Genomic DNA, 23,981 nt, shown 5'->3' on the forward strand with positions numbered 1-23,981 from the left:
TCAACCGGCGCGGCAACTTCATCGTTAACCTGGGGGCACAGATTGGCTGGATAGCGTATTGAGAATCCTCACCTTTTGACGTACGCAGCCACTCCAGACCATGCCAAGGAAACGCAAGAGCCTCCTCCCTCGCCTTCGCACCATACGGCGGGGCGCTCGGTGGGTGCGAAATAGGTTCGCACGCGCACCGCGGATAATTCGGATCGCAAGCGTCGCAGCTATCCTGCTCGCCACCATCGCCCTCCTGAACATCGCCTACCACGTCATCCGCAAGCCAACCGAACTCTTCGCCGTCCTCGGCAACACCCTCGACAAGGAGCCGGCCGAGACTTGGGCGAGATACGCTCCCCTCTTCCGCGCCTATTCCACCGCCACCATCACACCCGAACTGCTGGCAGCACTTGCGCAGGTCGAGAGCTCCGGCAATCCGGTGGCGCGGACCTATTGGCGCTGGCGGTGGAGTTTTAATCCGCTGGCGATCTACCGGCCTGCCTCCAGCGCCGTCGGGCTCTTCCAGATGACCGATCCGGCCTTCGCGGAGGCCGCGCGGTTCTGTGTCCGTGGCAATGCGGTTACGGAGAGCAACTGCGGATACACGAGCCTCTACATCCGCGCGATCCCGAGCCACGCCATCGAGCTGACGTCGGTGTATCTGGACCGCCAGGTGGCCATGGTTCTCGGCCTCGCGGGCGATGTGAAGGCTACTGCAGCGCAGAAGCAGGATCTGGCCGCCTTCATCCATCTCTGCGGCGCAGGTCCCGCCACAGCCTTCGCGCGCCGCAAGTTTCAGATGATCGCTGGGACACGCTGCGGCGATCACCTCGTCGCGGGCTATGTCGGGAAGGTCAACGCGATGAAGCGGCAGTTTCTGCGGCTGGCGGCGGAGGATCCGTAGGGTGGATCAGCTGGCGGTCGCGCAAAGCGCGGTCCGCTGGCGTAACCCACCACCTCTGCGCGCGCCACCCTACGGCCCCTGCCGATGCCCGGCAAAATCTCACCACATGGCCGCCACGCAAGCGACAACCCACAATCGCGATTTCAGCGCAAACGCGACGGAGGCTTGCGGCTTCAGCGATATTCAGGAGCCATTTGCAATGTTGAGTACGGTAGAAAATAAGCCGATGAAAAAATCCGGCCGGCGCGGCGGGAAGAAGAAGGCCGGGCAACGGACCGGGGCCGGCGAGCAACACGCAACTGCAGCGCATCCATTGCCGGATGCCTCGGTGGAGATCAGCCAAGAGAACGAACGAGAGAACGAGCAAGAGAAACGGCAAGAAAACAAGCAAGAGACCGAGCAAGAGGCAGAGACGAGCCGACCGATCGCTGCGCAGGTGCCCTCGGCTGCAGCCTTGCCGTCCGGGATGGAGATCGCTGCCAGCGCGCCCGTCGCACCGGTGGAACCCTCCCTGGCCGGCCCGCAGGCGATTGCCGATGCCTATAGCGGCTACATCAAGACGTCGCTTGAGCACGCCTGGACCTTCCTGGGAAAGCTCGCGGCGGCGCGCTCACCCGTCGAGGCCTTTGAGCTTCAGATGGAGTACGCGAAACAGGCGTGCGACTCCTTTGTCGCCGAATCCCAGAAGATCGCCGTGTTGCATGAACAAATGACCAGACAAAGGGTCATGCATCTCGAGGGGTTCGTGGCCAGGCTCACCCAGACGACGCTCGAAATCCGCGCGACTCGTCACTGACGACCGGAAGCCCTACCCACGATTTGACGCGATGGGTTTCGCGAGGGGCGCAACCCATCCTGCGTCCGACCTTGTGTCCGTCAGTGCCTGGACTTAAGGACCGCCTGGAGTTCAGTACCCTGACTTCGAGCCGGTGGTCGACTTCGTGCTCGCGCCGGTGGTTTGGCCTGTCGTTTGTCCTGGAGCGTAGTTCGACGCGCCGGGGCTGGTTCTCTTCGAGGTCGCCGCCTTTGCGTGCTTCTTCTTATGTCCAGGAGCGTAGCTGGAAGCGCCCTTGGAACCCGTCTGCTGCATCTCATGACCCGGCGTCTTGCTCGACACACCCTGAGCAAACACGGCTGGGGCTGCAGCCATGACAACGGCAGCCGAAAGCGCGATGATCATTGCTTTCATGTTGTCCTCCTCTGACAAGCCCCTCAAAGGAAACGGAATGGAACAGCGCCCGTTCCTAAGCGAACGTTCATGGTGAGACCAGCGCTGTTCAACCGGTCCCTTTCGCCGCCGCAACGCCATGAACCGGTTTTTCGAAACGGATCATGCCGCAAGGCAAAACCGGTCACGACTGTTCGATCAGCATCGGTGAACCGAGCTCTTCGAAACGAAAGAGCTGAAACACCCGCTGGCCATTGAAGTCGAGCACTCTCAAATCATCGGTCTCATGCAAATTGCTTTCAACCGCCTGAAAGTGCCCGCCGTAGCGCTCCCTGGCGAGCGACAAGGGAACCTCGAACGCGACGAACTTGCCGATACCTTTCTGCCTGAGCACACCGAGAAGCTTCAGGTCGTCCAGGGACTGATGCGAGGTGAGAACAAGCAGCGGACCGCTCGCCGTAAGCAGCAAAAGCGATTTCATCGGATCCTCCTTTGCACCCTACCTGATTTTCGCCAGGCACTCCTTCAGGCGCTCCAGCTCCGTACGAACCTGTGCCTCCATGGCGTCTTGCAATGCGAGGATGCCCCTGCTGGACAATTCCGCGGAGGCCTTTCTGTCCAGGTTCTGCTTCCAATCCCGGATGCCTTGCCTGGTGGCCCGTTGGGCCTCCGACGTCGACTTGGCGTATTCCTTCATGCAGGCGTCGGCCATTGAGCACGTCTGGCACTCCTGGGCGGCGGCCGGACTTGCAAGAAGCATGGCGAATATCGCGGTAGGGACCCTCATTGCGGTTCCTCCCGCAATAGCATAGCACGTCGCAGCTCCGTAGGGTGGGTTAGTCCGGCAGATGCGCGAAGCGCGTCTGCTGGCGTAACCCACCTCTTTCGTCTCTCCGCAAACAGAAGCGGTGGGTTACGCTGCGCCAACTGCGCTTTGCGCAGTCGCGGAGCCAACCCGCCCTCCGCGCTCACTCCGCCCGCGCTCCCCGGCCCGCCATAATTTTTCCTTGGCACACGCGTTGTGTCGGATAGCGGCGAGACCTATCCTTCCCAAGATCGGACTGCCTCCCATTGACGCCCGACCGGATGGAGAGCGCATCGGTGCCTGACACGAACGACCCCAAACCTGATACCGACAAGGCTGAGGCAGCCAAGGCTGAGACCGCCAAGCCTGAAACCGCCAAGCCTGAAACCGCCAAGCCGGACGAGGCGCGCGCCGACGGCGGGCTGACGCGGGCCTATGACCGGATCAAGAGCGCGGAGGAAGACCTTGCGCGGCTGGACCGGCTGGTTTCCGGAATGGAACGCGACAGCGAGGGCCAGCGGGCCTCGCACGCAAGCGCCGCTGCGACGGCAACCGCAACGTCCGGAAACAAGATGCCGGATGCCAGGGCTCCGAATGCCAAGCTTCGCGATCAAGGCTTGAAGGGAGATCGGACCATGATGCGCGCTTTGGTCGGCCTCGTGCTGGCGATCGGCCTGCTCGGTGCCGCCTTCGCTTCGCAATATCGCGATGAGGCCAAATCGATCGGCAAGTCGATCATGGCGCGATGGGCTCCGCCGGCCGCGAGCAGCGCCCCGCAAGCCGCCGCCGTGGAAAGTCCCGCGCCGCCGCAGGCTGTGCTGCTGGCTGCCGCGGGTGAGCCGAGCCCGGTGCCCGTGCCGCAGGTCGCGAAGGACACGGACAGCGCCGCAAAGCCTGCCGCCACGGCGCCCGAGATGTCATCGCCCGAGCTCGCGCAATCGCTCAAGGCCATCACGAGCGAGCTCGCGAACATCAGCGGCAAGCTCGAGCAACTGAAAAGCAGCAACGAGCAGACCCTGCGTGAGCAGGCCGCCACCATTCAACAGCTCAAGGCGGCGCAGGAGAAGGAGGCGGCGGACAATGCGCGCCTCGCCGCGCAGGTCCAGGCGCTGCAAACGCAACTGACGACGTCATCCACGTCTGCGGCCGCCAAGCCCGCCGTGCGCAGCGTTATGAACAATGATGCGGCTCCGCGTGCCCGGCCGCACGTGCCGGATGCCGCGCCCCGGCGGCCCAGGCCGCCGCCGCGAGGACCCTGGATGCCTCCGCCCTACGGCCCTTATTACGGCGATCCGGATTGGTGAGCCCGTAAGACGCGTGGCTTGAGAGCGTAGCCCGGATGGAGCGAAGCGTAATCCGGGACCAGCGCGGCATGGGGCGAGGCCCCGGATTGCGCTTCGCTCCATCCGGGCTACAGGCGTGCCGTAGGGTGGGCAAAGGCGCACTCGCGCCGTGCCCACCATCTCATGTCGAGATAGCGTTGGTGGGCACGCTCCGCTTTGCCCACCCTACGAAGCTTTGATTTCCGCGGAGGCAGAAATGGTGGGTTACGCTGCGCGAGCTGCGCTTCGCGCAGTCGCGGAGCTAACCCACCCTACGGACCTACGCCCGTCTCACTTTACTTCGCTCATCGTCACCTTGGCGGCGATCCCGGTCAGCTCGGAATCCTCCGGTGCAAGCTCCTCATCAGGAGACGGCCCGACCGAGACTTCCGCCATTCTGCGCTTGACCTGTTCGCATGTCTTGCGGACGTCCTCGGTGAACAGCGCGCATTCTTCGATGCGCTTGAAGATCTTCCGTCCCTCTTCACGATACCCCGCCGCCGTTTCCCGCATGAAGTCGATCGCATCATGGACCTGGGCTGTCAGCGCCTCGCATTTTTGCGCGGCGTCGATCAACTCGGTGCCCATGGCCTCGATCTCTTTTGCAGCGGACTCATAATCACGAATGACCGCCTCTGCACTGAGCGCGCCGACGCGCGTGACGCCCTCGGTGTGCTCGACGTAATCAGGCAAAGCAATGGAGGTAAGAGAGCTTCCCGGGCGTACCGACGAAATGTCCGCCTCGAGCTGAACCAGGTTCACGCCTTCCCGTCTGCGCAATTGTTCAACACTTGCCATTTGATTGGTCCTCCCAATACGCACCCAGAACCCCAAACGGTATTGGGTTTATTACGGGGGTAAGTGGCATTCTACACTGATGTATTCTTGACAGCCGCAGCTTTGCCATTTTTTCCCGATCGTGGGCGCCACACGCAGCGATGAGGGATTCATCATCGCGCAACCTCTCCTGGTTGCAGGCGATGCCGCCAGGATCAGCGCGATGAAGCGGCAGTTTTTGCGGCTTGCGGCGGAGGACGGGGATTAGAAGGAGCGGAGACAGACGTAGTGGGTTACGCGGCGCGAGCTGCGCTTCGCGCAGTCGCTTTGCTAACCCACCTACGAGCTTGAGAGCGTAGCCCGGATGGAGCGAAGCGTAATCCGGGACCAGCGCAGCTCAGGGCAAGTCCCCGGATTGCGCTTCGCTCCATCCGGGCTACAGACATTCGTCAATTCTGCGCTTGGCCACTACCACCAATACGGCCAGCGCCATCCCTCATAGCGAACATATGACGGCACCAGCGGCGGGCCGTAGGGATCGACGCGGTCGTCTTCCGGGCGATAGCGATAGCGGGGAACGACATTGTAATCCCACGGCGTCGGCCTCAGCACGGGCGCCGTGACGATGAGCCTCTCTTGCGGTGCGCGAACGACCACGGCCTTCCGCGTCCGGGCTTCAGCGCCTGATATCCCCTGGCTGCACAGCACCAGGGCCGTTGTTCCGAGCGCACAGGCGAGCGTCATCTTTGTCATGCGTTGGTCTCCCTGCCGCCAGAGTGCAAAAGGACTCAAGGCAAGGCAAGCGAATTCGCTGCCCCCCTCGCAGCGGCTGCGACATCCGGTCAGCGCCGCGAGTCCCGCCTCGCCTGTGCCCTCTTGTTGGCCTGCGAAACCCGCCCAATCTTCGAGGGAGGAAGTTTGACGGTTCGACGACGGCTCGGCAGTGCACGCATGCCGTCATGTGACGTGGGATGATTTTCCGGGCGCGCGAACTGCCTGGCCCGGCGCAGCGCCAGCGCCCGTCGGGCGGCCTCTCCCAGCTCGCGCCTTGCTTCAAAGTTCTGGACCCGTCTCAGCTCCTTGTTGACGCGCTTGAGGGCGGCAACAAAAACTTCCTTGCGCCGGAAGGTGTTTGCCCCCGCCCCCGGCGTGCGGCGACCGCCGGGGTCGGCCGAACCTTTCGCGACGCGTCGTTGGCGGTGCGCCAGCGTTCGTTCCTTGTCGCGAAGATCACGCAGGACGGCACGCAATTTCTCCAATGCCGCACGATCGACCTCTCCGATCGCGGGATGGTGGGACGTCAGGACAATCTGCTGTTCCTCATGGTTCAAGATGCTGGACTCGAATTTACATGGCCTCGACATCCTTCTCCTCCTTCGATGAATGAGAACGCCAGGGGACGTCGCTATCGAGCACGACATCCGCAGCAGCAAGCCGGCGAAAAAGCGCCTTGCGGCGGGCTATCGGCGGCCACTCGTAGAGAAAGATGTCGGACGGCTTCCAGATCGCAACCCACCCGAAGATCAGAAAGCTCTCCTGCAGGATCCGGGAAACGGGACTCGCGCCCAGCTCGCGCAACAGGAGCCAGCCGAGCACCAGGCATAACGACAGGATGGAAAGGCCAACCGCGAGCGAGAACCGCCCGTTCCTGAACAGCTCCCGCATCTCCCGGGTCATGGCCTCGCTTCTGAGGTCGAAATGATCCTTCACCGCGATGACGATGTCGCTTGCGGACGCTTGCGACAGCTCGTCCGACGGCAGATGAATGACGATCGCGATGGGCGCATCGATCGGCAATTCCTGCGCACGGCCCACGATGTAGTCTTCGGCGTCGTGCGCAAGCGCACTTTCCCTGAATGGCGACGGATCCAGCGTGTTGAAGAGCTGCGACACCTTCCGAAGCTTCAGCTCGATGCGGCCGGTCGGCATGGCCATGGCGTCCATTGCAAGCCATCGTCACGTTTGCCGCGCCAACGTGTCCCGACCGATGGCTTGCCGCCATCGGGGAATGTACTGAGGACCGGGGGCGTCGTGCCCTACGCGCGCGCCCGGCGCAACGCCTCCACCAGCTTCGTCCTTTGCTTGCCCCAGCGGGTCTCTTCGGCCTCGGCGCGTTCGTCGAGTGCGGCGCGCTCGGCTTCGATCTGCTCCGTTCGCGCCTCGTGCTCCCGCCTCGCCTCGTCGAGCGCCGCCTCGGCCGCGGCGACCGCCTTGTCGCGGCGCGCACGCTCCTTGGCGCGGGCGGCCTCCTCCTTCCGGCGCTCGGCTTCGCGCCGCCGCTCCTCCTTCTCGAACGCCGCGGAGGCCTTGCGCGCCTGCTGGTCGTCGATCTTGCGGGACGGTTTGTGCGCCGTCTTGGCGGCGCGTTTGCCCGGCTTGGACTTGCGTTTGGGCTTGTCCTCGGCGTCGGCAAGATCGGACGGCAGCGCCGCGCTCTCGGCGAACGAACCGTCCGATCCGACCGGACGCCTGAGCACGACGCCCGGCTTCGCCATGGTCGCGGCGACGATGGCGGGATCGTCGGTCTCCTTGGCCACGCCCTGGTGGAACAAATTGGAGCTGGCGCCCCAGGCCTCGAGCGCCGCCTTCATCGAGGGCGCAGCGACGGCCTGGTCGTAGAAGCCGAGCGAGGTCTGGTAGGTCTTCAGCTTTCTCTTGAGTTGCTTCGGCATGTCGCCCCGCGACGCATCAGCTCCCGGCCGTCGCGCCAGTGCCACAATGCCATCATGCCCCTGTTTTGCCCGACGGGTCAAACGCTGTTCGGTATCGCCGAAGTCGGACCAAAGGGCAGGCTCTCACGACTCGTCCCTCGCCACGCATCATTTGGGGCCGGCTTTGGCCGACGCGTCACACGATTTTCGGTATCGCAGAACTTTGAGATCCCTGACATTTTCTACTGTGCATGGGGTTGTTTTCGATGTTTTTTGCGGAGCATTCCCCGGATATCGCTTCGCTCATCCGGGCTACCCACCAATCAACGCGTCATCGCAATCCGCGAGGAAGGATCACCATGAACGGAAACCGCTATTACGGCGTCCGCGTCGAGGGTGCGAAATACGGCGTGGGCTTCGGCTCGGCGCTCGCCATCGCGATCTCCTACACCAACAACCATTCGATCCTGTGGGCGATCATCCACGGCATCCTGGGCTGGCTCTACGTGATCTTCGTGGCGCTGTTCCGGTGATATCGCACCGGCAGGCGACGACCGGCCCGGTCCATCCTTCAGCTTTCGCTTGCTTTCCCGGTTCCCGCCCCTACGGTCGCGCCGCGAACGAAGCTTTGAACGAGACAGACATGACCGACACCATGAAATGCCCTGCGTGCAGCTCCGAGCACGCCTATCAGGACCGCGACCTCTGGGTCTGCCCGGAGTGCGGCCACGAGTGGAGCGGTGCGGCGGATGCGGCTACCGACACGGCGCCGGATGCAGGCGTGCGTGATGCCAACGGCAATGTGCTCGCTGACGGCGACAGCGTCATCGTGATCAAGGACCTCAAGATCAAGGGCTCCTCCTCGGTCGTGAAGGGCGGCACCAAGGTGCGCAACATCCGCCTCCAGGACGCCAGCGACGGCCACGACATCGCCTGCAAGATCGATGGCATCGGCGCGATGAACCTGAAATCGGAGTTCGTGAGGAAGGCCTGAGCACCGGGCGGGGCCGGTCGCGGTAACGCTAACGCCGGTTCCTGCCGTGGAACACACAATTCCCCTTATCCAATCGGGAAAAATATGTAATCTGGCTTCTGCCGGGGAGGCTTTTGTATCGCGTAGCTATTTTTTTCAACCCGGGGCTGGCTTGTAGAAGACGCGTTGGATTGCATTGCTGCTTGAGACTTGAATGGCCGCCCCCTGGGGCGGCCTTCCCGTTTTCGGGGTCGGCCTAGCGCTGCCGCTGCGCCAGATAGAATCCGCACAACACCGTCACGAGCCCGGCCGTCTGCAGCAGCGTCGGCGGCTCGCCGAGCAGCAGCCAGCCGGTCAGCAGCGTCAGTGCCGGCACGCAGGCCGGAAACACCGCGGCGCGGGCGACGCCGAGGCGCTGCACCGAGACGGCGAACAGATAGAGCGCGGCGGGACCTGCGAGCACGCCCTGCGCAAGCGCCTGGATCGCGTTCTCCCACAGGCCGATCGCCACGACGGGAGCGAGGCCGCCGGTGGCGATGTAGAGCGGCAGCAGCAACAGCGACAGCACGTTGATGACGAGCGCGGCCGAGACGGCCGAGACGCGCCAGTGCCGCAGCGCCGCGCCGAAGCCGGCGAACATCAATCCGGTCAGCACGAAGATCAGATCGCCCTGCACGCCCTCGGCGCCGATATGGCCGATCGATTCCGCGCCGATCACGCCGAGACCGGCGACGATGATGATGGCGCCGGCGAGCCGCGAGGCCGAGATCCGCTCTTTCAGGATCAATGCTGCGAGCAAGAGGCCGCCAAGCGTGGCGCAGGACGGCTGGATCACGCTGCCATGGCCGAGCGGCACGAACAGGAAGCCGGTGTAGGAGATCAGCGACATCACGGGGCCGCCGAGCACCATCAACACGAGGCCCCTGCCCCAGCCGATGCCGCAGAGATCGGAGATGCCGGCGCGCGCTACCAGCGGCAGGAACGCGATGCCCGACCAGACATAGCGATGCACCAGCAGATCGACCGGCGTGAAGCCGACCTTGAGCCCATGCCGCGTACCGGCAAAGCCCAGTGCCCAGAATAGCGCCGCCGACAGGCCGCAGACCACGCCGAGAAGCGCAGGTGCCGCATCGTCCTTCTGAGTGAGAGCGTCAGCGCCGCTCGTCCGCTGATCCATGGATCAAGCCTTATGTCAGTGGGGGCATCGGCTCAACCCGCATGGCTGCAAGGCTGGCACGCAACTCACGCCCCCTCCCCGAACACCATCCGCCATCCCTTGCGCGTGTCCATATATTCACGCACCTCGCGGATCCGCTCGCCCGCCACGGTGAACACGAAGCAATAGTCGTTCTCGTACGGCTTGCCGCTGGGAAGCATCGCGCGCATCCGCTCCTCCACGATCACGACGTCGCCGTCGGCATGAACGCCGCGAAAGGCGATATCGACCTCGGAAAACAGCTTGTGCATCTCCTGCGCGATGAACCGCGCGATCTGCCGCGCCCCGACCATGTGATCGGTATGATCGAGCGCGACCGCGGTGGCGTTGCACTTCGGCGCGATCCATTCGGCATCGTCGGTGAACAGCGCGGCAATGCGTTCGGCATCGCGCGATGAAAAGGTCTTCCAGGCGTTCAGTACGACGTCCCTAGGGCTGGTCACGGCGGGCTCTCCGATGCATTGAGATGAGAGCTGCCTTCTAGGCCGCGATGCGAATTGCGGCTCGCCACAATCGGACTCGGTCATCCCGCAGCCCTTCCGCGTGCGCAGGTCTGCGCTATGATCCGGCCATGCTGAGCTTCGATGTCTGCAACGCCGCGCGCCTGCGCCGCGATCCCCGCTATGACGGCCGCTTCTTCACCGCGGTGAAGACGACGGGCATCTACTGCCGTCCCGTGTGTCCGGCCAAGCAGCCGCTGACGCGCAACGTCGTCTATGCATCTCCTCGCGGCATCTGGCACGGCTGTTCGAGCGGCATGTCGGCGCGACACCGCAGCAGCTCGCCAAGACACTGCGCGTCCAGCGCGCAAAACGCCTGCTCGATGCCGGTGATCACACCATGACGGAGATCGCGTTCCAGGCCGGCTTCGGCAGCCTGCGCCGCTTCAACGCCAGCTTCGCCGAGCTCTACGGCCGCTCGCCGACGAGCTTGCGCTCATCGAAGCGTAGCCCATCAGAAAAAGCCGGGGCTGAGATCGAGGCCGTAGGTCAGGCTCAGCACGAACACGAACAGCGCGGCGGCCGAAAGCAGCGCAAGCTGCCTGAGAATGAATTCACGCGTCGACGTCGTGGCAACAACGACTTTTTGCGCAACGGGCATGAACGACCTCCAGTATGATTCCAGAATTGGCCGCTCAATATGCGGCGCGCGCATCAGGCGCCGCGATCTGCGAAACAACTATTAAGAAGATCACACGCGTCTTGAACCGCCGTACACAACGCTCGGCTCGCGCGTTCTTTTTTCAGTCACTGCTTCTCGATCCGCGCACAAACGCACAAAACGCGCGGCTGCCTGCCACAAAGAAAAACCGCGCTCCCGATGGAAGCGCGGTTCGAATCCGATACGAGGCCTTCTTAAAACCCGAATCTTGCGGTAGGCACGATGCGTCCGCACCGTGCTGGTCGCGAAAGCTTAGCGGGCCGATCCCACCGTCGCGGTCTTGACGTGGCGCGGGGCCAGCACGCTGGCCTGCAGCGCCGTCACGCTGGTTGCGGGCGCCGACACCTGCTGCTCGACCTTGTTGGCACCGAGCACGCGAACCTGCAGGGGCGAAGCCGGAATGCCATTGGCCTCATAGGCCGGCAGCTCTGCGGCGAAGGTGGCAGTCGAGCCCGCGATGGCGAGGACGGCGGCTGCGATCGACAAAGTCTTCTTGTTCATTGGTGATGCTCCAGAAGGAAAGTTTCGGAGCACATCTAAGCCTGATTTGCTGCATTGCGATATGCACCGTTGCAACGCAACATCGCGCCCTGCGCATGGCAATATGTTTAACGCGCCCAATGTCTTGGACGAATTCTCTGATTCGGCGGGTCAGCCACCGAGGACGTCGCCCCAGCCGTCGAAGACATAGGTCTTCCAGGCCACGGTCCCGTCGCCGCGAAGGCGGCTGGCCAACCGATAGTCGTCAGCCTGATCGGCGGTCCAGGTGATGATCCTGCCAGAGATACGATCGTGCAGGATGGCGGGCTCGGTGGGATCGAAGGCGTCCATGGGACGAAGCGAGGAATGCGTCATGGCCGACCAACGCGCTCGGCTTTGGGAAAGTTGCCGCAAGACGTCCGATTCGTATTTATCGAAGTCAGGCTCGTAGAACCCAATGGAACCCGCGCGTGTCTCCCAGGCCACACTTCCCCCAAAAAGCCCCCTTTCGCCGATTTGCGCCATTGCGCCGCCACACGGTCCCCCGAACAATTGACGTGCTGCGTGCCTTTCTGTGCAAGACTGTCCGACCAGACTGGTTCGGGCAGAACCGTTTGGAGGCAGGGATCATGAATGATCGGCGGTCTCTTCTGGTGGCGGTCGCGTGCCCCTCGGCCGTCATGGCCGGCTGGCTAGCGCTCTCTCTGTCCGCCTATGCCCCTGCCGTGATCGAGAACAGCGGCGCCGACGCGGCCGCAATCTCGCGTGCCAAAGACCTCAGCCGTCTCGATCTCGCCGACGTTCCGCGCGCTGCGACGATCGAGGATGGCATTGCGCTGACTGCCGACATCGCCGCCGCCGTAGCCGCGACGCCGGCTCCGGTGGTCACCGAGGCAGCGGCGCCCGAAGTGCCCGCCCCCGCCGTCAAGCTCGCTTCCGCCGATCCGGCGCTGGTCCTGCCGAGCGAGCCGCCCGCGCCACAAATTCTGCCAGAGCCCGCGCCCGCCGCCAGCGAGGCCGCGCCGGCGCCGGAGCCCGTCAAGCTCGCCTCGGCCGATCCCGCCGAGATCGTGACCACGGACGCATTGTCGCCCGCTTCTCTCGCGACCGGGCCGGCGCCCGCAGCGAGCAAGCCGTCACCACCTGCCGACACCATCGCCGTGCTCGACGAATGCTTCGTCATGGACGCCTGCATCGACCGCTATCTCTGGGCGCTCTACCAGCGCACGGCCAAGGAGGACTCGATCAAGGTGCAGGAGCGTCGCGCCGTCACTGTCAAGCGCAAGGGCAAGATGGTGACCGTGATGCGCAGCTTCACAAAACTGGTCGACGAGGATTTCGGCTGGAAGGATCCGAAGGCGGCCGAGCACGCGAACATGTCGATGATGGACTACGTCATCGGCGGCATGGACAAGAGTTTCAAGCGGAAACTATTCCGCACGTTGCTCGCCGCCGAAGCCGCCGGCCTGTCGCCGGGCATCACCAGCGCGTTCCGCGACGACTATCGCCAATCGATCGCGAGTGGCCTGAAGGCCGCATCCGACCGCTCCTATCACGGCGGCAGCACGCGCGGCGGCTATGGCCACGGCATGGCGGCCGACATCGTCAGCACCCAGGGCAATAACCGCGCGCAGCGCTGGGTCTCGACCGAAGTGTTGTGGAAATGGGTCGACGCCAACGGCAAGGCGTACGGCATCGGCCGACCCTATCTCGGCCGCGATCCGCCGCATGTCGGCCCGATCGACGGTGCAGAATATATCTCGAAGCGCGGCACGGCGGACCGCAAGGACGTCGCCAGCGCCAAGCCGAAGAAGGCGCGGGCCCTAGCGCATGCCAAGCTGCCAAAGGCGCAAGCCGCGCGCGAGCAGAAGGGCCCGGCCAGGGCGCAGAAATCGGCGCAATCGGCCAGCAAGCGCGCGACCTGAGCCGTTACGGCTTGCGTCCAACTGAGGGCAGCGGCACAAGCCGCATCTCGGCCGTGCCGGCCTCTTGCGTACGCACCAGCACGGCAAAGATGGTCTCGACCGCAAGCCGCACCGCGGCCTCCATCGCCTTGCCCTTGGCCAGATGCGCTGCGATCAGGCCGGTGAGCAGATCGCCGGTGCCATAGGGACGGATCGGCAGTCGCGGAGTTGCAAAGCGTGACAGCTGGCCGTCCGAGCAAAGGATCGTCTCCATCTGCCCGTCAGCCGTGTCAGTAAGCGTGCAGCCGGTCGCAACGACGTCGATGCGGCCCTCGCCCGCGAGCGCCGTGCACGCCGCGCGCAGGCCCTGCGTATCGGCGATCGTGAGGCCGGACAGCAGCTCGAGCTCGAACTGGTTCGGCGTCGTCAGGTTCGCGGCCGGCAGCAGCCGGTGCCGCACCACGTCCAGGATGCCGTCGGCGACATAGACGCGGCCATCGTCCCCGATCACGGGATCGCAGAGATAGATGAGCCTGGAATTGCGGATCAGGGCCCGCTCGACGAAATCGGCGACGGCAGCTGCATTGCCGGGCGAGCCGAGATAGCCGGTCACCAGCACCGCGGCCTCGTCGACAAGATCGCGCTCCTCGACGCCCTTCAGGAGATCGGCGACGAGCTCGGTCTCCAGCACCCGCCCGCGCAGGCTCGGATAGCGCGGATGGTTCGACAGCAGCGTGGTCGGCACCGCCGCGACGTTCACGCCCTCCGCCTGCATGGCATAGGCGGCCGCGCTGTTGCCGACATGGCCGTGGACCACCTGGCTTTGAATGGAGATGACGAGCATGCGGAGGTCCGTAAGGTCAATTGCGGTGCAAGGCAAGCGCAACCCGGATCACGAAAAATCGTACCCAAGCCCCGGCCGCAGCGCCTGCATCTTCCGCGCCAGCCGACGATGCCCCGTCTCCAGCGACCGCGCCAGCCGACCCGCGACCGCGACATGATCCGCATCGCTCTTGTGCTGGTTGAGCTTGGCCTGCCCTTCGACGGTATCGACCACGAGATCGATGACGCGGATCGCCGCCAGCATGCTCTCGCGCTTCTCCGGCTCCATCCGTGCGAGGTCCCAGGGCGGCTTCGGCAAACGCGCCTCGGCAACCGCGAGCAGCGCATCGCCGTGTCCGCGGTTCTCGTCCAGCCCGCGCAGATGCGCCACGCCCGACAGGTGCACGGCCTCGTAGAGCCAGGTCGAGACGTTGTCCTGCGAGGCATACCAGTCATTGGAGATGTAGGCGTCGTCGCCGGCGACGATCAGCAGGAATCGCCGCGCGCCATCCGCCAGCGGAACGAGCGGATTCCTGGCGGTGAGATGGATCTGCACGATCACCTGCCCGTCGCGCTGCTCCAGCACGAACGGCACGTGCGAGGCCCGCGGCCCGTGCTCATCCGCGGCGACGACCACACCGAAGCCGCGTTGCCCTGCGAATTCCAGCGCAGCCTGCGCCTCGATGCGGAATTGGGGACGGAGGACATGCATGGCGCGGCGCTCGATTGGCTCGACGAAGAACGAGGCAAGGCTAACCCATCATGCGCCGAAATCAGAAACGATATTGGGCCGCAAACCCCGATGTCAGGACTGATTCCGGCGCCGCGCAAGCTCGCCGAGATAGGCGCAGAACATGTCGGCCAGTCCGTCGGCCTGGCGCGCGATCTCCGCCTCGCTGCGTGGGGCCTCCGAGAATCTCTTGCCGACCTCGCTCAGCGTCGTCGTGATCAATTCGCCGGCGAGCGCGCGCGTCGCGTCCGTTGCCTTGGGCAGCGCCTCCCGCATGAACGCCGCGACGATTTCCTTGCCGGCAGCCCGCGCGTCCTGCGCTTCCGGCGCATCGCGATAGAGCGGAGCGGCGTCGCTGAGGGCGGTGCGGATCGCGGCCTCCTCGCACTCCGAGCGGATGAAGGCGTGGACCAGCGCGCGCAGCCGCAGCGGCGGCGCCTTCGCACCGTCCGCGAGGATCCCGCGCAGCATGTCGCTCGTGCGCCGCCACTCGTCGCTCTGGAGGCGGAACAGGATCGCCGCCTTGTTCGGAAAGTATTGATAGAGCGATCCGACGCTCACCCCGGCCCGCTCCGCCACCCGCGCCGTGGTGAAACGCTGCGCGCCCTCCTTCGCCAGGACCTGAACAGCCGCATCCAGAATGGCCGCCACGAGCTCCGTGGAGCGCGCCTGCTGCGGCTGTTTTCGTGAGGAAACTGAACGGCTTCGGCGATCGGCCATGGCACCCTTGGGCAATGCGAATAGCGAATGCGACGAATTAGTCGTATTTCAGCTTCCGCGCAAGCACACCTTTCGCCGCCAACTCCGGAGACCTCGAATGACCACCCCCACCATCACATCGCTCACGCCGCTACTGGATCGCCTCTTCCGCGAGGCCGAGGCCGCAAGCGGCGCAACGCGCGCAGCCGTCGCGGATCTGTCCGATGCCGAGCAGGCCCGGATGCTGCGGAGCAAGACCGACTACCGCGATCTCTATGGTCGCCTGAAGGACGCCCCGCTCGCGGTCTCGCGCGAGACCGCTGTGCTGCTCTACATGCTGGCCCGCAGCTCCCGCGCCAAGGCGATTGTTGAGTTCGGCACCTCGTTCGGCATCTCGACGCTGCACCTTGCCGCAGGCTTGCGCGACAATGGCGGCGGCTGCCTCATCACCAGCGAGTTCGAGCCGTCGAAAGCCGCGCGGGCGCGGGAAAACCTGTCGGCCGGCGGCTTGATCGACCTCGTCGAAATCCGTGAGGGCGATGCGCTGCAAACGCTCAGTGCCGATCTGCCTGATACGATCGATCTCGTGCTGCTCGACGGCGCCAAGGCGCTCTACCCCGAGATCCTGGATCTGATCGAAGGCCATCTCAGGCCGGGTGCGATCATCGTCGCCGACAACGCCGACGACAGCCCCGACTATCTGGCGCGGATGCGCGCGTCCGGCAGCGGCTACATGTCGACCCCATTCGCCGAAGACGTCGAACTGTCCGTGCGGATCGACTAGCGCCGCCCCGAACCGCCGCAAAAGCTGGAGCCGCCGCACGATTCGCCGCGCGGCGGCTTCAGTGTGTTCCCGACGTGTCGCAGGCACGTCACTGACACGTGATAATGGTTGACGTCAAAAGCCGCGCTCCGCATGCTAAACATACCTACCGCGCGGTATCTTTCTTGCCGCCATGCCTGAGCCCCGACATGACTTCCGCCTTCAATGCCTACGCAGCGCTTGCCCTCGCCATCGTCTTCGAGGTCACTGCGTCCGCCTTCCTGCAGCAGTCCGCGCAGTTCACGCGCCCCTGGCCGACGCTGGCCATGGTGCTGTTCTACGTTGCATCGTTCTATGCGCTCTCGGTCGCGATCCGGGTGATCCCCTTGAGCATCGCCTATGCGATATGGGGCGGCGTTGGCATCATCCTGACCGCGACCGTCTCCTTCGTGCTATTCCGGCAGATGCTGGACGCCGCGGCCTTCGTCGGCATCGGCTTGATCGTATCGGGGGTCGTGATCATCAACCTGTTCTCGGAGACGACGGTGCATTGATGCCGGGAAGCGCCTATACCCGCGCCAAGCAGCCCGAACAGGTGCGGCGCGCCCTGCTCGATCACGCCGCGGCCATTGCCATGGACCATGGGGTCGCCGGCGTCACCGTGCAGGCGGTGGCGGCGGCGGCCGGCGTCACCAAGGGCGGGCTGTTTCACCACTTCGGCAGCAAGCAGGCCCTGATCGAGGGCCTGTTCGCCGACCTGCTCGCCCGCGTCGATGCCGAGATCGACGCCGCCATCGAAGCCGATCCCAAGCCTCGCGGCAGTTTTACGCGCGCCTATGTGAACGCCGTGTTCACCGGCAAGGCCTTCGGCTTCACCACGCCATGGGCAGCGCTGAGCATGGTCGTCGTGACCGATCCGTCGCTGCGCCGGCTCTGGAACGACTGGATCAAGGCCCGGCTGAAGCGCCACCGCGCCACCGACGGCACGCCCGAGCTGCACATCGTGCGCCTCGCGGCCGACGGCGCCTGGCTGACCTTTGTCACGACGGGACAGACGCGCATGAGCGCCGACTTGCGCGCCGTGCACGACCGGCTGATCGCGCAGACCTACCGGCGAGCGTAGCGCTTACTTCATCCGTTACAAAGACCTCACGGCGCCGTCCTGATCTTCGCACGCAGCGATGCCGGTTCTACGATCCCCGGCAGGAAGCTGAAATTCGCCGAGGTCTTGCCATCGACCAGCGTCGCGAAGTTGTGGCAGCTGACGCATGAGCCCGGACCCGCGGGACCATTGCTCAGATAATTCTGGATGTAGGTCTCGAGTGTCATGTTGGACAGCATGCCCGGCACGGCGTTGGATGGAATCGGATTTGGCGGGGTCGGAGGTTCGACATTGCCGCCCCATTGCGTGCCGACCAGCATGTAATTCCCGAACACGCTCTTGAGTGAGCCGAGCGCCATCCGCCATTGCTCGTTGAGGGTGCTCGTCGTCGGGTAGATCCGCCAGCACCGCACGGCCTGCGGCTGCGCCGTTGCGCTGGTGGTGCCGCCTTGCGCATAAGGCTTGCGCGGGTTCCAGGGGAATGTCGTCTTGCTGACGCCGGGCGATTGCGGCGAGATATTGGTGCCGAGGCTCGACGGCGCGCCGGTGTTGAAGAACGAGAAATGCGCGCCCGGGGCGGGACTCGCGGGCCCGCAGCTCGGCTGGTTGATCCAGTTCGTGGCCTTGTCGGTGCCGCAGCCATCCGCGACGTTGCAGGGCGCGTTCGCGAGCGGCGCGTTGTCGACATGCTCGAACGTCGCCCAGATCCATTGCGGCCGCAGCGCCGGATTGGTCTTGTCCAGCGGATTGCGCTGGAGGATGTGCATGCCGACGAGCCCCACCCGCTCGCTGCGGCAGAACGGACGGCCATCGCGCACGAGATCGCCTGACACCGCAAGCAGGATGTTCTGGGTGAAGAACTTCGACGGATCGTCCTTGGACGGATCGAGGATGCGCCAGGACGTCTTGATCTCGATCGAACCATTGGTCCCGTCCGGGACCGTGGCCGACGACGTGAAGTCGGCGCCGCCAGGATTTTTCTTGATGAACTCTTGTTGGCCCGCGCTGGTCGTAGCGTCTGCGACTTCTGTCCGCCGGGCGCGCGCAGATATTGCGCCTCGATCTCGTTGACACGCCGCTCGAACAGCGTCCAGTTGCCGTTGACGTCGATCAGCGGCTTGTTGGTTGCGGCCTGCAGATATTCTTCATTGTTCGGCATCGGCTGGCCCTTGCCGTTCGAGCCGATATGGAAGATCGGAAGCGCCAGCGCCTGCGGGCAGCCGGCGATGACTGGCGCGTTGCCGAACAGCGAAGAGACCGTCGGATAGGTCTGCCAGACCCGCCGGCCCGGCTGCGTCAGTCCCTGCGCCGCCGGCTCCTTGACGCCGCTCGCCACCCAGTTGAGTGCGACGAACATCTGCCAAGCCATGTTGTCGAACGGCGACTGCACGTCCGCCTTCTCGCTCTGCGGCGGCTGGCCGTAAAGGCCGTTGTAGCCCTGTGTTTCCGCAAGGCCCGGATCAGGGCCGATATAGGCCGGCACGATGGAGCACAGCCCGCCGGTGCCGTTGGCGCAGAACTTGGCCTGCGGAATATAGGGCGGCGCCGCTTGCGGTGACTGCGACTGCGCGGCCGGCCGCAACGGCGCTGCCAGCATCGCCGCAGCGAACGCGAGCGACGTCAGGGCCAAAGACTGCCAACGCTTCATGGGAGGTCCTCACGGATGCGAGCTCAACCGCCCCGCCCTCGCCGAGCTCAAATGTGATGTGCGACCAAATTCCGAGATTTGCCCTGCGGGGCGCCTCGGTTGCTTTCTATATCAAAACTACTTTAGGTTAATACCACCTCTCGGCGGGACCTACAATCTCATTCTATCTTTGATTGAAAGCGCAAATGCGCGGGATCGTCCCCGGCCGTGACTATTGCGGGGTCACCGGCTTGGGCGGACGCGGCGCGGACTTGGGCGGCTTTGTCCCAGGCTTGCCCGCGGCCCGCGGCGGCGGCGCATCGACCGACTCCAGATACGCGGCGAGCGCCTTGGCGGAGTCGGAACTGGTTGCGTAATGGTCCTTCAGGAACCAGGACAGCGTCAGGCTGAAGCGCCCCTTGGCCAGGCCGCGCGGGCTGCGATGGCAGGTCGAGCAACCGTCAGCAAACAGCTTCTCGGGCGACTTGCCGGCATCGAGGTTTTGCGCGGAGGCAACCGTCGCCGTCAGTGCGGCGGCCGCGGCAAGAATCATCAGGGGCGCCATGAAACCGCGCCCCGGTTGGAATAGCGATATCAACGTCGTCCCCCAGAGCGTTTTCAAGCGAAGCGGATGACCGGTTCGCGTCAAGAAAACGCGTCAAAACTCTAGAGTTCCCGTGCTGCGGTCACGCCGCCAGCAACTGATCGAATTCGGATGGCGCGTAGGCCTTGCCGTCCTGATCGGTGATGACGACCTGCCAGCCCTCGCTCACCCACACCTTTGCCTTCGCCACGATGAGCAGCCGGCTCTCGCGGGCAAAACTGTACTTCGCATTGTCGCGTTCTGCGACCATTTTGTAGGCCAATGCGCATCCCCTTGCGTTGCCCTGAACCCGCCCCCTCGTGGCAGCGGGCTTTGGCGGCAATTCGCCGGGAGCGTGGCAATTTGGTGCCATCCGCAGGCAGCATTGTGCTTGGCTCCGGCGGGCCGACGGAGGTTGATCGCGCCCGATCATGAATGCGATTCAGCTTGTCGCGGGCTTTCTCGGCATCGCTTCGACTGGCGCGCCGGCAGCGGCGCAGACCTACGATCCGCGCTATCCCGTCTGCATCGAGGTCTACACATCGACGACAGCAATTGCAGTTTTACGACGATCGCGCAGTGCGCCGCGACGGCCTCCGGGCAGTCCGCGCAGTGCTTCGCCAATCCCTATGCCACCCAGAGCAGGCAGCGAAGCCTGGCCTCGTCGCCGCCGCGACGAAACCGATAGCCTTAGGTCCGTGCCCCGATCAGTGGACGCGGATGATGTGGGGACGGCCGAGATCGATCAGCCCCTGCACCGCCGAGAGACGGTCGTCGAGGGCTGCAATGGTGAGCAGCAGATTGTTGCGGCGCTCGTCGAGCATGCCCATCTCGGCACCGGTCAGCTTTGTGCTCATCCGTTCCTTGTGAATCCCATCGAGCGATTTGCGCAGTCCGGCGATCAGGCCGGCCAGCTGCTTGGCCTCTTTGGTCATCGACCGCTTCGCGACATTCTGGCGGCGCGTCTCCGCCTGGCTCTGTCTCATCGTCATCCTCCCGTGCCCCGCTGCCCCGAGTGGATGATTGCATCTTTGGGTACACATCTTACGATCGATGAAATCTGCCCGCGAAGAACTTTCTTAAATTGTACGCGCAGGGAACCCGCATCAAATCAGCAGAAAGCCCGGCGCGAGGGCCGGGCTTTCCTTTGGGCTTGCTAGCGCTTCTCGTGACCGCCGCCGGGGCCGCCGGCCGGGCCACCGCCACCACGTGGCGCGGCATTGATGTGCGGAGCGCCGCCACCGCCATGCGGCGCTGCAGGCGCAGCGGCACGCGGCGCCGGCATCTGCGCACGCGCATTCATCGGCGTACCGTGGCTCACATTCGGCTGCGCGACATGCGGCGTCGCGGGCCGTGCGGCAGGTGCAGCCGACACACGCGGTGCTTCATGCGCGCGTGCCATCGGCTGGGCACGCACCGCGGCGCGGCTCGCGGCCTGTTCGCGCATCATGTGCGCCTGAGCATCGCGCGGATTGCGAGTCTGCACGTTGGTCCGCTCATGCGCGATGCGCTCGCTCCGTCCGGCACGCGTCCGGTCGGCAGCAACCGCTGCGTCGCGTTTCGTGATCGCAGCGTCACGCCTCGTGATCGCCGCGTCACGCTTTGTCGTGATCGCGGCGTCGCGCTTCGCGATCGCAGCGTCGCGTCGTGAGATCGTGGCGTCGCGTCCGGAGATCGCGGCAGCACCCCTGCCACGCACGCCTTCGCGTTCCAGTGCGATGGCCGCGTCACGCGTCGCCGCACGACCGATACGGGCTGCGCCCGGGTCGATCGTCATCCGCGTCGCCAAGCTCTGATGCGAGGTCCAGTAATTATTCCAGTAGGCGTGGCGGCGATACCAGGGCCGCCCCTCATAATAGCTCGACCAGTACGAGGTCAGCACGAACGGGACGACAGGCACGTCGATCACGTCGACATAATCAGGGAGATAGACGTAGTGATTGCGATAGAGATATTCGAGATATTGCGACGACACCCAGCCGCGATCGTCGGAGAAGCTGACGTCGCACCAGGCATTGCCGCGCAGGCAGCCGTGGATGTTGACGCGGGCGCCCCCGGGGACGCGATCGACCAGGGGAAATCCGGAGCCCGGGCCGGCGCGCAGGCCGGTCGAGACGGTGACGATGCCCGGTGCGGCCAGCGCGGCCGTCGGGGCAAGCAGCAATGCTGCAACCAAAATGCTTCTGAGTTTCATGGCGTGTTCCTCCTCTGCGAGACGGAACGCGCAGGCGGAACGAGCGTTCCGCGTGTTATCATCGCAACAGCCGAAAGATTGAGTGCACCGCCCAGCGCGGAGTTCAATATTCATCCGCCATTCATCGGTCCGGCGACCGCCGCGATTGCGGCGTCAGTTCACCGGCAACATGAAGGCGTCGAAAAACGAGGCGAGCCCGGCAAAGTCGTCGAGCGGCAGCACGCCCGCGACATACTGGTCCGGCCGCACCACGACCATGCAGCCGGCCGTCCGATCGATACCGCGCATTGCAAAAACGTCGTGGCCGCTCTTGAGATCCGGACAGAACATCTTTTCGTAGTCGATCAGACCATAGCGCCCCTTGCGCGGGAGCAGCAGCGGCGGCATCGCCTCGACGGCGAGCTCGCGATGCTCCTGCTGAAACACCGCGCGCAGATCGATCACGCTGTCGGTGTCGGCGCCAGCAGGCGTGTATCGCCGGACCGGCGACTGCCTCGTCTCCGTGAGAAAATTGCACAAGGCGCGAATGGCCGAGCCGGACGCTGCGGGATTCTCAGCGGGCGAGAACGCGTAGATGCGGAAGCGTCCGTCGGCCTGCGCGGCGTGGCCGAGATGCACCGGCTTGGCATCCGCCAGCCGGATCACCGGTGCGGAATGGAAGCGCTTGCCGATCACGAGACCTTCGGCGAGGTGCTGATGTGACGTCGCGCCGGTGAGAATCGAGGGCTTGTAATGCGTCGCGGTGCCGGCCGTGTAGCGGCCGTGCCGGACGAAATAGTCCTGCGTCTTGGCTGCATCCGCGCCGCCGGCCTTGGCGGCCGAAGCGAGAATGCCGGCCCATTCGCGATCGAAGTCGATCAGCTCCTTCGCAACCGCCTGGCGCTCCGCCGAATAGGAATGCAGCAGGCTCGGCGCACATTGCTTGCGGAGAACGGCGGCGAGCTTCCAGCCAAGATTGAAGGCGTCCTGCATCGAGACGTTCATGCCCTGCCCCGCCTTCGGGCTGTGGGTGTGGCAGGCATCGCCGGCGATGAAGATGCGCGGCAGGCGGCTGGCGACCTCCGCCTCCGGCACGTCGTCGAACTTGTCGGTCAGGCGCTGGCCGATCTCGTAAACCGACCACCAGGCGATCTCCTTCACGTCAAGCGTATGCGGCTTCAGGATCCGCTGCGCTTTCGCGATCACGTCGGCGGCGGTGATGTTGCGATTGGCAACCCGCTCGCCGACATCGAGCTTGGCAAGCTCGACATAGATGCGAACCATGTAGCCGCCTTCGCGCGGAATGATCAGCAGGCTGCCGTCCTTGGCCGACTGGATCAGGGACTTGAAGCGGATGTCGGGAAAATCGGTCACCGCCAGCACGTCCATCACGCCCCAGGCATGGTTGGCGGAATCGCCATGCAGCTCCCGACCGATCGATTTGCGCACCGTGCTGCGCGCGCCGTCGCAGCCGACGACATAACGCGCCTTGATGGTCTCGACATTACCCTCGTTTCCGGCATCGACGCGCTCGAGCCGCACAGTCACGGCGTGGTCGGCGGGTCCTGCGGCCTGATCGACCGCGAGATCGATCAGGCGGCGGCTGTAATAGGGCTCGAGCTTGCCCGGCGCCTTGCGCATGATTTCGAGAAAGCCGTCATGGATGCGCGCCTGGTTGAGGATGACATGCGGGAATTCAGACAGCCCGTCCTCGACGTCCTGCACCCGTCCGCTGCGGACGATTGTCTCCGGCATGCGCTCGTCCGGCTTCCAGAATGTCGTCTCGTTGACCCAATAAGCTTCCTTCAGCACGCGCTCGCTGAAGCCATAGGCGTGGAACATCTCCATGGTGCGGCAGGCGATGCCGTCGGCCTGCCCGACCAGCAGGCGGCCCGGCTTCTGCTCGACGATGCAGGTCTTGATGTCGCTGAATTGCGCAAGCTGGGCGGCGAGCGTCAGTCCGGCCGGCCCGCAGCCGACGATCAGGACATCGACCTCTTCAGGCACGGCGCCCGCTGCGCTCGGGGCCTGAACGCGCTCGGCGGGATCGGCGATCTCGGGGTCTCCAGGCTGAAATCCATTCAGATGGAATTGCATGAGCACCTCTCCCGTCAACGTCTTCTTCGATAT

The 23,981-nt window shown here is 64.7% G+C and carries 30 protein-coding genes and 2 pseudogenes; 11 read left to right on the top strand and 21 right to left on the bottom strand.

The window, feature by feature from the left end:
• The first annotated feature begins 100 nt into the window (after window positions 1-100).
• Window positions 101-895, top strand: a complete 795-nt coding sequence (locus QA649_RS25620; RefSeq protein ID WP_283019631.1) for a transglycosylase SLT domain-containing protein — start codon at window positions 101-103, stop codon at window positions 893-895.
• A 106-nt stretch (window positions 896-1,001) separates the two neighbouring features.
• Window positions 1,002-1,691, top strand: coding sequence for a phasin family protein (locus tag QA649_RS25625; protein WP_283019632.1), 690 nt, complete (start codon window positions 1,002-1,004; stop codon window positions 1,689-1,691).
• Between the two features lie 111 nt (window positions 1,692-1,802).
• Here QA649_RS25625 and QA649_RS25630 read toward each other — a convergent pair whose 3' ends face one another.
• From QA649_RS25630 to QA649_RS25640, 3 genes are all read right to left on the bottom strand, one after another.
• A complete protein-coding gene (locus tag QA649_RS25630; RefSeq protein WP_283019633.1) occupies window positions 1,803-2,084 on the bottom strand; it encodes a hypothetical protein in 282 nt (93 codons plus the stop codon).
• Between the two features lie 163 nt (window positions 2,085-2,247).
• Complete coding sequence (locus QA649_RS25635) at window positions 2,248-2,544, bottom strand: hypothetical protein (protein ID WP_018644635.1); 297 nt, start codon at window positions 2,542-2,544, stop codon at window positions 2,248-2,250.
• Between the two features lie 18 nt (window positions 2,545-2,562).
• Window positions 2,563-2,775: a hypothetical protein gene (locus tag QA649_RS25640; RefSeq protein ID WP_244635820.1), complete on the bottom strand. Its 213-nt coding sequence runs from the start codon at window positions 2,773-2,775 to the stop codon at window positions 2,563-2,565.
• A 374-nt stretch (window positions 2,776-3,149) separates the two neighbouring features.
• Here QA649_RS25640 and QA649_RS25645 point away from each other — a divergent pair, with 374 nt between their 5' ends.
• On the top strand, window positions 3,150-4,172 hold the full coding sequence (locus QA649_RS25645) for a hypothetical protein (RefSeq protein ID WP_283026096.1): 1,023 nt from the start codon (window positions 3,150-3,152) through the stop codon (window positions 4,170-4,172).
• A 309-nt stretch (window positions 4,173-4,481) separates the two neighbouring features.
• Here the strand turns inward: QA649_RS25645 and QA649_RS25650 are convergent, their stop codons facing one another.
• The 5 genes from QA649_RS25650 to QA649_RS25670 form a co-directional block, all read right to left on the bottom strand.
• Window positions 4,482-4,988, bottom strand: coding sequence for a hypothetical protein (locus QA649_RS25650; protein WP_283019634.1), 507 nt, complete (start codon window positions 4,986-4,988; stop codon window positions 4,482-4,484).
• 447 nt (window positions 4,989-5,435) lie between these two features.
• The gene (locus QA649_RS25655; protein ID WP_260384169.1) at window positions 5,436-5,720 is read right to left on the bottom strand and encodes a hypothetical protein; all 285 of its coding nucleotides are present in this window, start codon (window positions 5,718-5,720) and stop codon (window positions 5,436-5,438) included.
• Window positions 5,721-5,809: 89 nt separating this feature from the next.
• Entirely contained in the window at window positions 5,810-6,298 is a 489-nt protein-coding gene (locus QA649_RS25660) for a hypothetical protein (RefSeq protein ID WP_283019635.1), read from the bottom strand.
• Between the two features lie 16 nt (window positions 6,299-6,314).
• Entirely contained in the window at window positions 6,315-6,911 is a 597-nt protein-coding gene (locus tag QA649_RS25665; protein WP_283019636.1) for a hypothetical protein, read from the bottom strand.
• A gap of 92 nt (window positions 6,912-7,003) precedes the next feature.
• Entirely contained in the window at window positions 7,004-7,639 is a 636-nt protein-coding gene (locus QA649_RS25670; RefSeq protein WP_283019637.1) for a cell envelope biogenesis protein TolA, read from the bottom strand.
• Between the two features lie 338 nt (window positions 7,640-7,977).
• Between QA649_RS25670 and QA649_RS25675 the strand changes: the two genes are divergently transcribed.
• On the top strand, window positions 7,978-8,151 hold the full coding sequence (locus QA649_RS25675) for a hypothetical protein (RefSeq protein WP_018644642.1): 174 nt from the start codon (window positions 7,978-7,980) through the stop codon (window positions 8,149-8,151).
• Window positions 8,152-8,261: 110 nt separating this feature from the next.
• Window positions 8,262-8,612, top strand: coding sequence for a zinc ribbon domain-containing protein YjdM (locus QA649_RS25680; RefSeq protein ID WP_283019638.1), 351 nt, complete (start codon window positions 8,262-8,264; stop codon window positions 8,610-8,612).
• Window positions 8,613-8,847: 235 nt separating this feature from the next.
• Here the strand turns inward: QA649_RS25680 and QA649_RS25685 are convergent, their stop codons facing one another.
• Window positions 8,848-9,768, bottom strand: coding sequence for a DMT family transporter (locus QA649_RS25685; RefSeq protein WP_283019639.1), 921 nt, complete (start codon window positions 9,766-9,768; stop codon window positions 8,848-8,850).
• A 65-nt stretch (window positions 9,769-9,833) separates the two neighbouring features.
• A complete protein-coding gene (locus QA649_RS25690) occupies window positions 9,834-10,250 on the bottom strand; it encodes a nuclear transport factor 2 family protein (protein WP_283019640.1) in 417 nt (138 codons plus the stop codon).
• Window positions 10,251-10,378: 128 nt separating this feature from the next.
• On the opposite strand from QA649_RS25690, the pseudogene QA649_RS25695 reads away from it, so the two are divergent.
• Window positions 10,379-10,758 (top strand): annotated as a pseudogene (locus QA649_RS25695) (helix-turn-helix domain-containing protein); the annotation flags it as partial.
• Window positions 10,759-11,220: 462 nt separating this feature from the next.
• Here QA649_RS25695 and QA649_RS25700 read toward each other — a convergent pair.
• Entirely contained in the window at window positions 11,221-11,469 is a 249-nt protein-coding gene (locus QA649_RS25700; protein WP_283019641.1) for a hypothetical protein, read from the bottom strand.
• Window positions 11,470-11,619: 150 nt separating this feature from the next.
• Window positions 11,620-11,823 (bottom strand): hypothetical protein, encoded by a 204-nt coding sequence (locus QA649_RS25705; protein ID WP_283019642.1) that lies wholly within the window; start codon window positions 11,821-11,823, stop codon window positions 11,620-11,622.
• Window positions 11,824-12,077: 254 nt separating this feature from the next.
• Between QA649_RS25705 and QA649_RS25710 the strand changes: the two genes are divergently transcribed.
• On the top strand, window positions 12,078-13,373 hold the full coding sequence (locus QA649_RS25710; RefSeq protein ID WP_283019643.1) for a hypothetical protein: 1,296 nt from the start codon (window positions 12,078-12,080) through the stop codon (window positions 13,371-13,373).
• A 4-nt stretch (window positions 13,374-13,377) separates the two neighbouring features.
• Here QA649_RS25710 and pdxY read toward each other — a convergent pair whose 3' ends face one another.
• The 3 genes from pdxY to QA649_RS25725 form a co-directional block, all read right to left on the bottom strand.
• Window positions 13,378-14,196, bottom strand: a complete 819-nt coding sequence (gene pdxY / locus QA649_RS25715) for a pyridoxal kinase (RefSeq protein ID WP_283019644.1) — start codon at window positions 14,194-14,196, stop codon at window positions 13,378-13,380.
• Window positions 14,197-14,244: 48 nt separating this feature from the next.
• Window positions 14,245-14,886 (bottom strand): FMN-binding negative transcriptional regulator, encoded by a 642-nt coding sequence (locus QA649_RS25720; RefSeq protein WP_283019645.1) that lies wholly within the window; start codon window positions 14,884-14,886, stop codon window positions 14,245-14,247.
• Window positions 14,887-14,979: 93 nt separating this feature from the next.
• Window positions 14,980-15,624: a TetR family transcriptional regulator gene (locus QA649_RS25725; protein ID WP_283019646.1), complete on the bottom strand. Its 645-nt coding sequence runs from the start codon at window positions 15,622-15,624 to the stop codon at window positions 14,980-14,982.
• A 97-nt stretch (window positions 15,625-15,721) separates the two neighbouring features.
• On the opposite strand from QA649_RS25725, the gene QA649_RS25730 reads away from it, so the two are divergent.
• The 3 genes from QA649_RS25730 (at window position 15,722) to QA649_RS25740 (ending at window position 17,489) form a co-directional block, all read left to right on the top strand.
• Window positions 15,722-16,387, top strand: coding sequence for a class I SAM-dependent methyltransferase (locus QA649_RS25730; RefSeq protein ID WP_283019647.1), 666 nt, complete (start codon window positions 15,722-15,724; stop codon window positions 16,385-16,387).
• A gap of 188 nt (window positions 16,388-16,575) precedes the next feature.
• Window positions 16,576-16,920 (top strand): multidrug efflux SMR transporter, encoded by a 345-nt coding sequence (locus QA649_RS25735; RefSeq protein WP_018644652.1) that lies wholly within the window; start codon window positions 16,576-16,578, stop codon window positions 16,918-16,920.
• Window positions 16,920-17,489: a TetR family transcriptional regulator gene (locus QA649_RS25740; protein ID WP_283019648.1), complete on the top strand. Its 570-nt coding sequence runs from the start codon at window positions 16,920-16,922 to the stop codon at window positions 17,487-17,489. Before QA649_RS25735 ends, QA649_RS25740 begins: the two co-directional genes overlap by 1 nt.
• Window positions 17,490-17,515: 26 nt before the next feature.
• On the opposite strand, the gene QA649_RS25745 is transcribed toward QA649_RS25740, so the two are convergent.
• The 3 genes from QA649_RS25745 to QA649_RS25755 form a co-directional block, all read right to left on the bottom strand.
• Window positions 17,516-18,286, bottom strand: a complete 771-nt coding sequence (locus tag QA649_RS25745; protein ID WP_283019649.1) for a hypothetical protein — start codon at window positions 18,284-18,286, stop codon at window positions 17,516-17,518.
• Window positions 18,287-19,327: 1,041 nt separating this feature from the next.
• The gene (locus tag QA649_RS25750) at window positions 19,328-19,648 is read right to left on the bottom strand and encodes a hypothetical protein (protein WP_283026097.1); all 321 of its coding nucleotides are present in this window, start codon (window positions 19,646-19,648) and stop codon (window positions 19,328-19,330) included.
• 133 nt (window positions 19,649-19,781) lie between these two features.
• On the bottom strand, window positions 19,782-19,961 hold the full coding sequence (locus tag QA649_RS25755; RefSeq protein WP_283019650.1) for a hypothetical protein: 180 nt from the start codon (window positions 19,959-19,961) through the stop codon (window positions 19,782-19,784).
• Window positions 19,962-20,109: 148 nt separating this feature from the next.
• Between QA649_RS25755 and QA649_RS25760 the strand changes: the two are divergent.
• Window positions 20,110-20,366 (top strand): annotated as a pseudogene (locus QA649_RS25760) (DUF3551 domain-containing protein).
• Between the two features lie 19 nt (window positions 20,367-20,385).
• Here the strand turns inward: QA649_RS25760 and QA649_RS25765 are convergent.
• The 3 genes from QA649_RS25765 to QA649_RS25775 form a co-directional block, all read right to left on the bottom strand.
• Window positions 20,386-20,664 carry a hypothetical protein gene (locus QA649_RS25765; protein ID WP_026312244.1) on the bottom strand — a complete coding sequence of 93 codons (279 nt, stop codon included), beginning with the start codon at window positions 20,662-20,664 and terminating at the stop codon, window positions 20,386-20,388.
• Between the two features lie 170 nt (window positions 20,665-20,834).
• A complete protein-coding gene (locus tag QA649_RS25770; RefSeq protein WP_283019651.1) occupies window positions 20,835-21,872 on the bottom strand; it encodes an SH3 domain-containing protein in 1,038 nt (345 codons plus the stop codon).
• A 153-nt stretch (window positions 21,873-22,025) separates the two neighbouring features.
• Window positions 22,026-23,948, bottom strand: a complete 1,923-nt coding sequence (locus QA649_RS25775; RefSeq protein ID WP_283019652.1) for an FAD-binding monooxygenase — start codon at window positions 23,946-23,948, stop codon at window positions 22,026-22,028.
• Window positions 23,949-23,981 lie beyond the last annotated feature (33 nt).

The sequence above is a fragment of the Bradyrhizobium sp. CB1717 genome (assembly GCF_029714325.1).
Lineage (GTDB): Bacteria > Pseudomonadota > Alphaproteobacteria > Rhizobiales > Xanthobacteraceae > Bradyrhizobium.

Excerpts from the sequence above, each read along its gene's own strand:
- QA649_RS25620 (WP_283019631.1), top strand. The coding sequence starts at position 101 with ATGCCAAGGAAACGCAAGAGCCTCCTCCCTCGCCTTCGCACCATACGG.
- QA649_RS25625 (WP_283019632.1), top strand. The coding sequence starts at position 1,002 with ATGGCCGCCACGCAAGCGACAACCCACAATCGCGATTTCAGCGCAAAC.
- QA649_RS25630 (WP_283019633.1), bottom strand. The coding sequence starts at position 2,084 with ATGAAAGCAATGATCATCGCGCTTTCGGCTGCCGTTGTCATGGCTGCA.
- QA649_RS25635 (WP_018644635.1), bottom strand. The coding sequence starts at position 2,544 with ATGAAATCGCTTTTGCTGCTTACGGCGAGCGGTCCGCTGCTTGTTCTC.
- QA649_RS25640 (WP_244635820.1), bottom strand. The coding sequence starts at position 2,775 with ATGGCCGACGCCTGCATGAAGGAATACGCCAAGTCGACGTCGGAGGCC.
- QA649_RS25645 (WP_283026096.1), top strand. The coding sequence starts at position 3,150 with ATGGAGAGCGCATCGGTGCCTGACACGAACGACCCCAAACCTGATACC.
- QA649_RS25650 (WP_283019634.1), bottom strand. The coding sequence starts at position 4,988 with ATGGCAAGTGTTGAACAATTGCGCAGACGGGAAGGCGTGAACCTGGTT.
- QA649_RS25655 (WP_260384169.1), bottom strand. The coding sequence starts at position 5,720 with ATGACAAAGATGACGCTCGCCTGTGCGCTCGGAACAACGGCCCTGGTG.
- QA649_RS25665 (WP_283019636.1), bottom strand. The coding sequence starts at position 6,911 with ATGGACGCCATGGCCATGCCGACCGGCCGCATCGAGCTGAAGCTTCGG.
- QA649_RS25670 (WP_283019637.1), bottom strand. The coding sequence starts at position 7,639 with ATGCCGAAGCAACTCAAGAGAAAGCTGAAGACCTACCAGACCTCGCTC.
- QA649_RS25675 (WP_018644642.1), top strand. The coding sequence starts at position 7,978 with ATGAACGGAAACCGCTATTACGGCGTCCGCGTCGAGGGTGCGAAATAC.
- QA649_RS25680 (WP_283019638.1), top strand. The coding sequence starts at position 8,262 with ATGACCGACACCATGAAATGCCCTGCGTGCAGCTCCGAGCACGCCTAT.
- QA649_RS25685 (WP_283019639.1), bottom strand. The coding sequence starts at position 9,768 with ATGGATCAGCGGACGAGCGGCGCTGACGCTCTCACTCAGAAGGACGAT.
- QA649_RS25700 (WP_283019641.1), bottom strand. The coding sequence starts at position 11,469 with ATGAACAAGAAGACTTTGTCGATCGCAGCCGCCGTCCTCGCCATCGCG.
- QA649_RS25705 (WP_283019642.1), bottom strand. The coding sequence starts at position 11,823 with ATGACGCATTCCTCGCTTCGTCCCATGGACGCCTTCGATCCCACCGAG.
- QA649_RS25710 (WP_283019643.1), top strand. The coding sequence starts at position 12,078 with ATGAATGATCGGCGGTCTCTTCTGGTGGCGGTCGCGTGCCCCTCGGCC.
- pdxY (WP_283019644.1), bottom strand. The coding sequence starts at position 14,196 with ATGCTCGTCATCTCCATTCAAAGCCAGGTGGTCCACGGCCATGTCGGC.
- QA649_RS25720 (WP_283019645.1), bottom strand. The coding sequence starts at position 14,886 with ATGCATGTCCTCCGTCCCCAATTCCGCATCGAGGCGCAGGCTGCGCTG.
- QA649_RS25725 (WP_283019646.1), bottom strand. The coding sequence starts at position 15,624 with ATGGCCGATCGCCGAAGCCGTTCAGTTTCCTCACGAAAACAGCCGCAG.
- QA649_RS25730 (WP_283019647.1), top strand. The coding sequence starts at position 15,722 with ATGACCACCCCCACCATCACATCGCTCACGCCGCTACTGGATCGCCTC.
- QA649_RS25735 (WP_018644652.1), top strand. The coding sequence starts at position 16,576 with ATGACTTCCGCCTTCAATGCCTACGCAGCGCTTGCCCTCGCCATCGTC.
- QA649_RS25740 (WP_283019648.1), top strand. The coding sequence starts at position 16,920 with ATGCCGGGAAGCGCCTATACCCGCGCCAAGCAGCCCGAACAGGTGCGG.
- QA649_RS25750 (WP_283026097.1), bottom strand. The coding sequence starts at position 19,648 with ATGATTCTTGCCGCGGCCGCCGCACTGACGGCGACGGTTGCCTCCGCG.
- QA649_RS25765 (WP_026312244.1), bottom strand. The coding sequence starts at position 20,664 with ATGAGACAGAGCCAGGCGGAGACGCGCCGCCAGAATGTCGCGAAGCGG.
- QA649_RS25770 (WP_283019651.1), bottom strand. The coding sequence starts at position 21,872 with ATGAAACTCAGAAGCATTTTGGTTGCAGCATTGCTGCTTGCCCCGACG.
- QA649_RS25775 (WP_283019652.1), bottom strand. The coding sequence starts at position 23,948 with ATGCAATTCCATCTGAATGGATTTCAGCCTGGAGACCCCGAGATCGCC.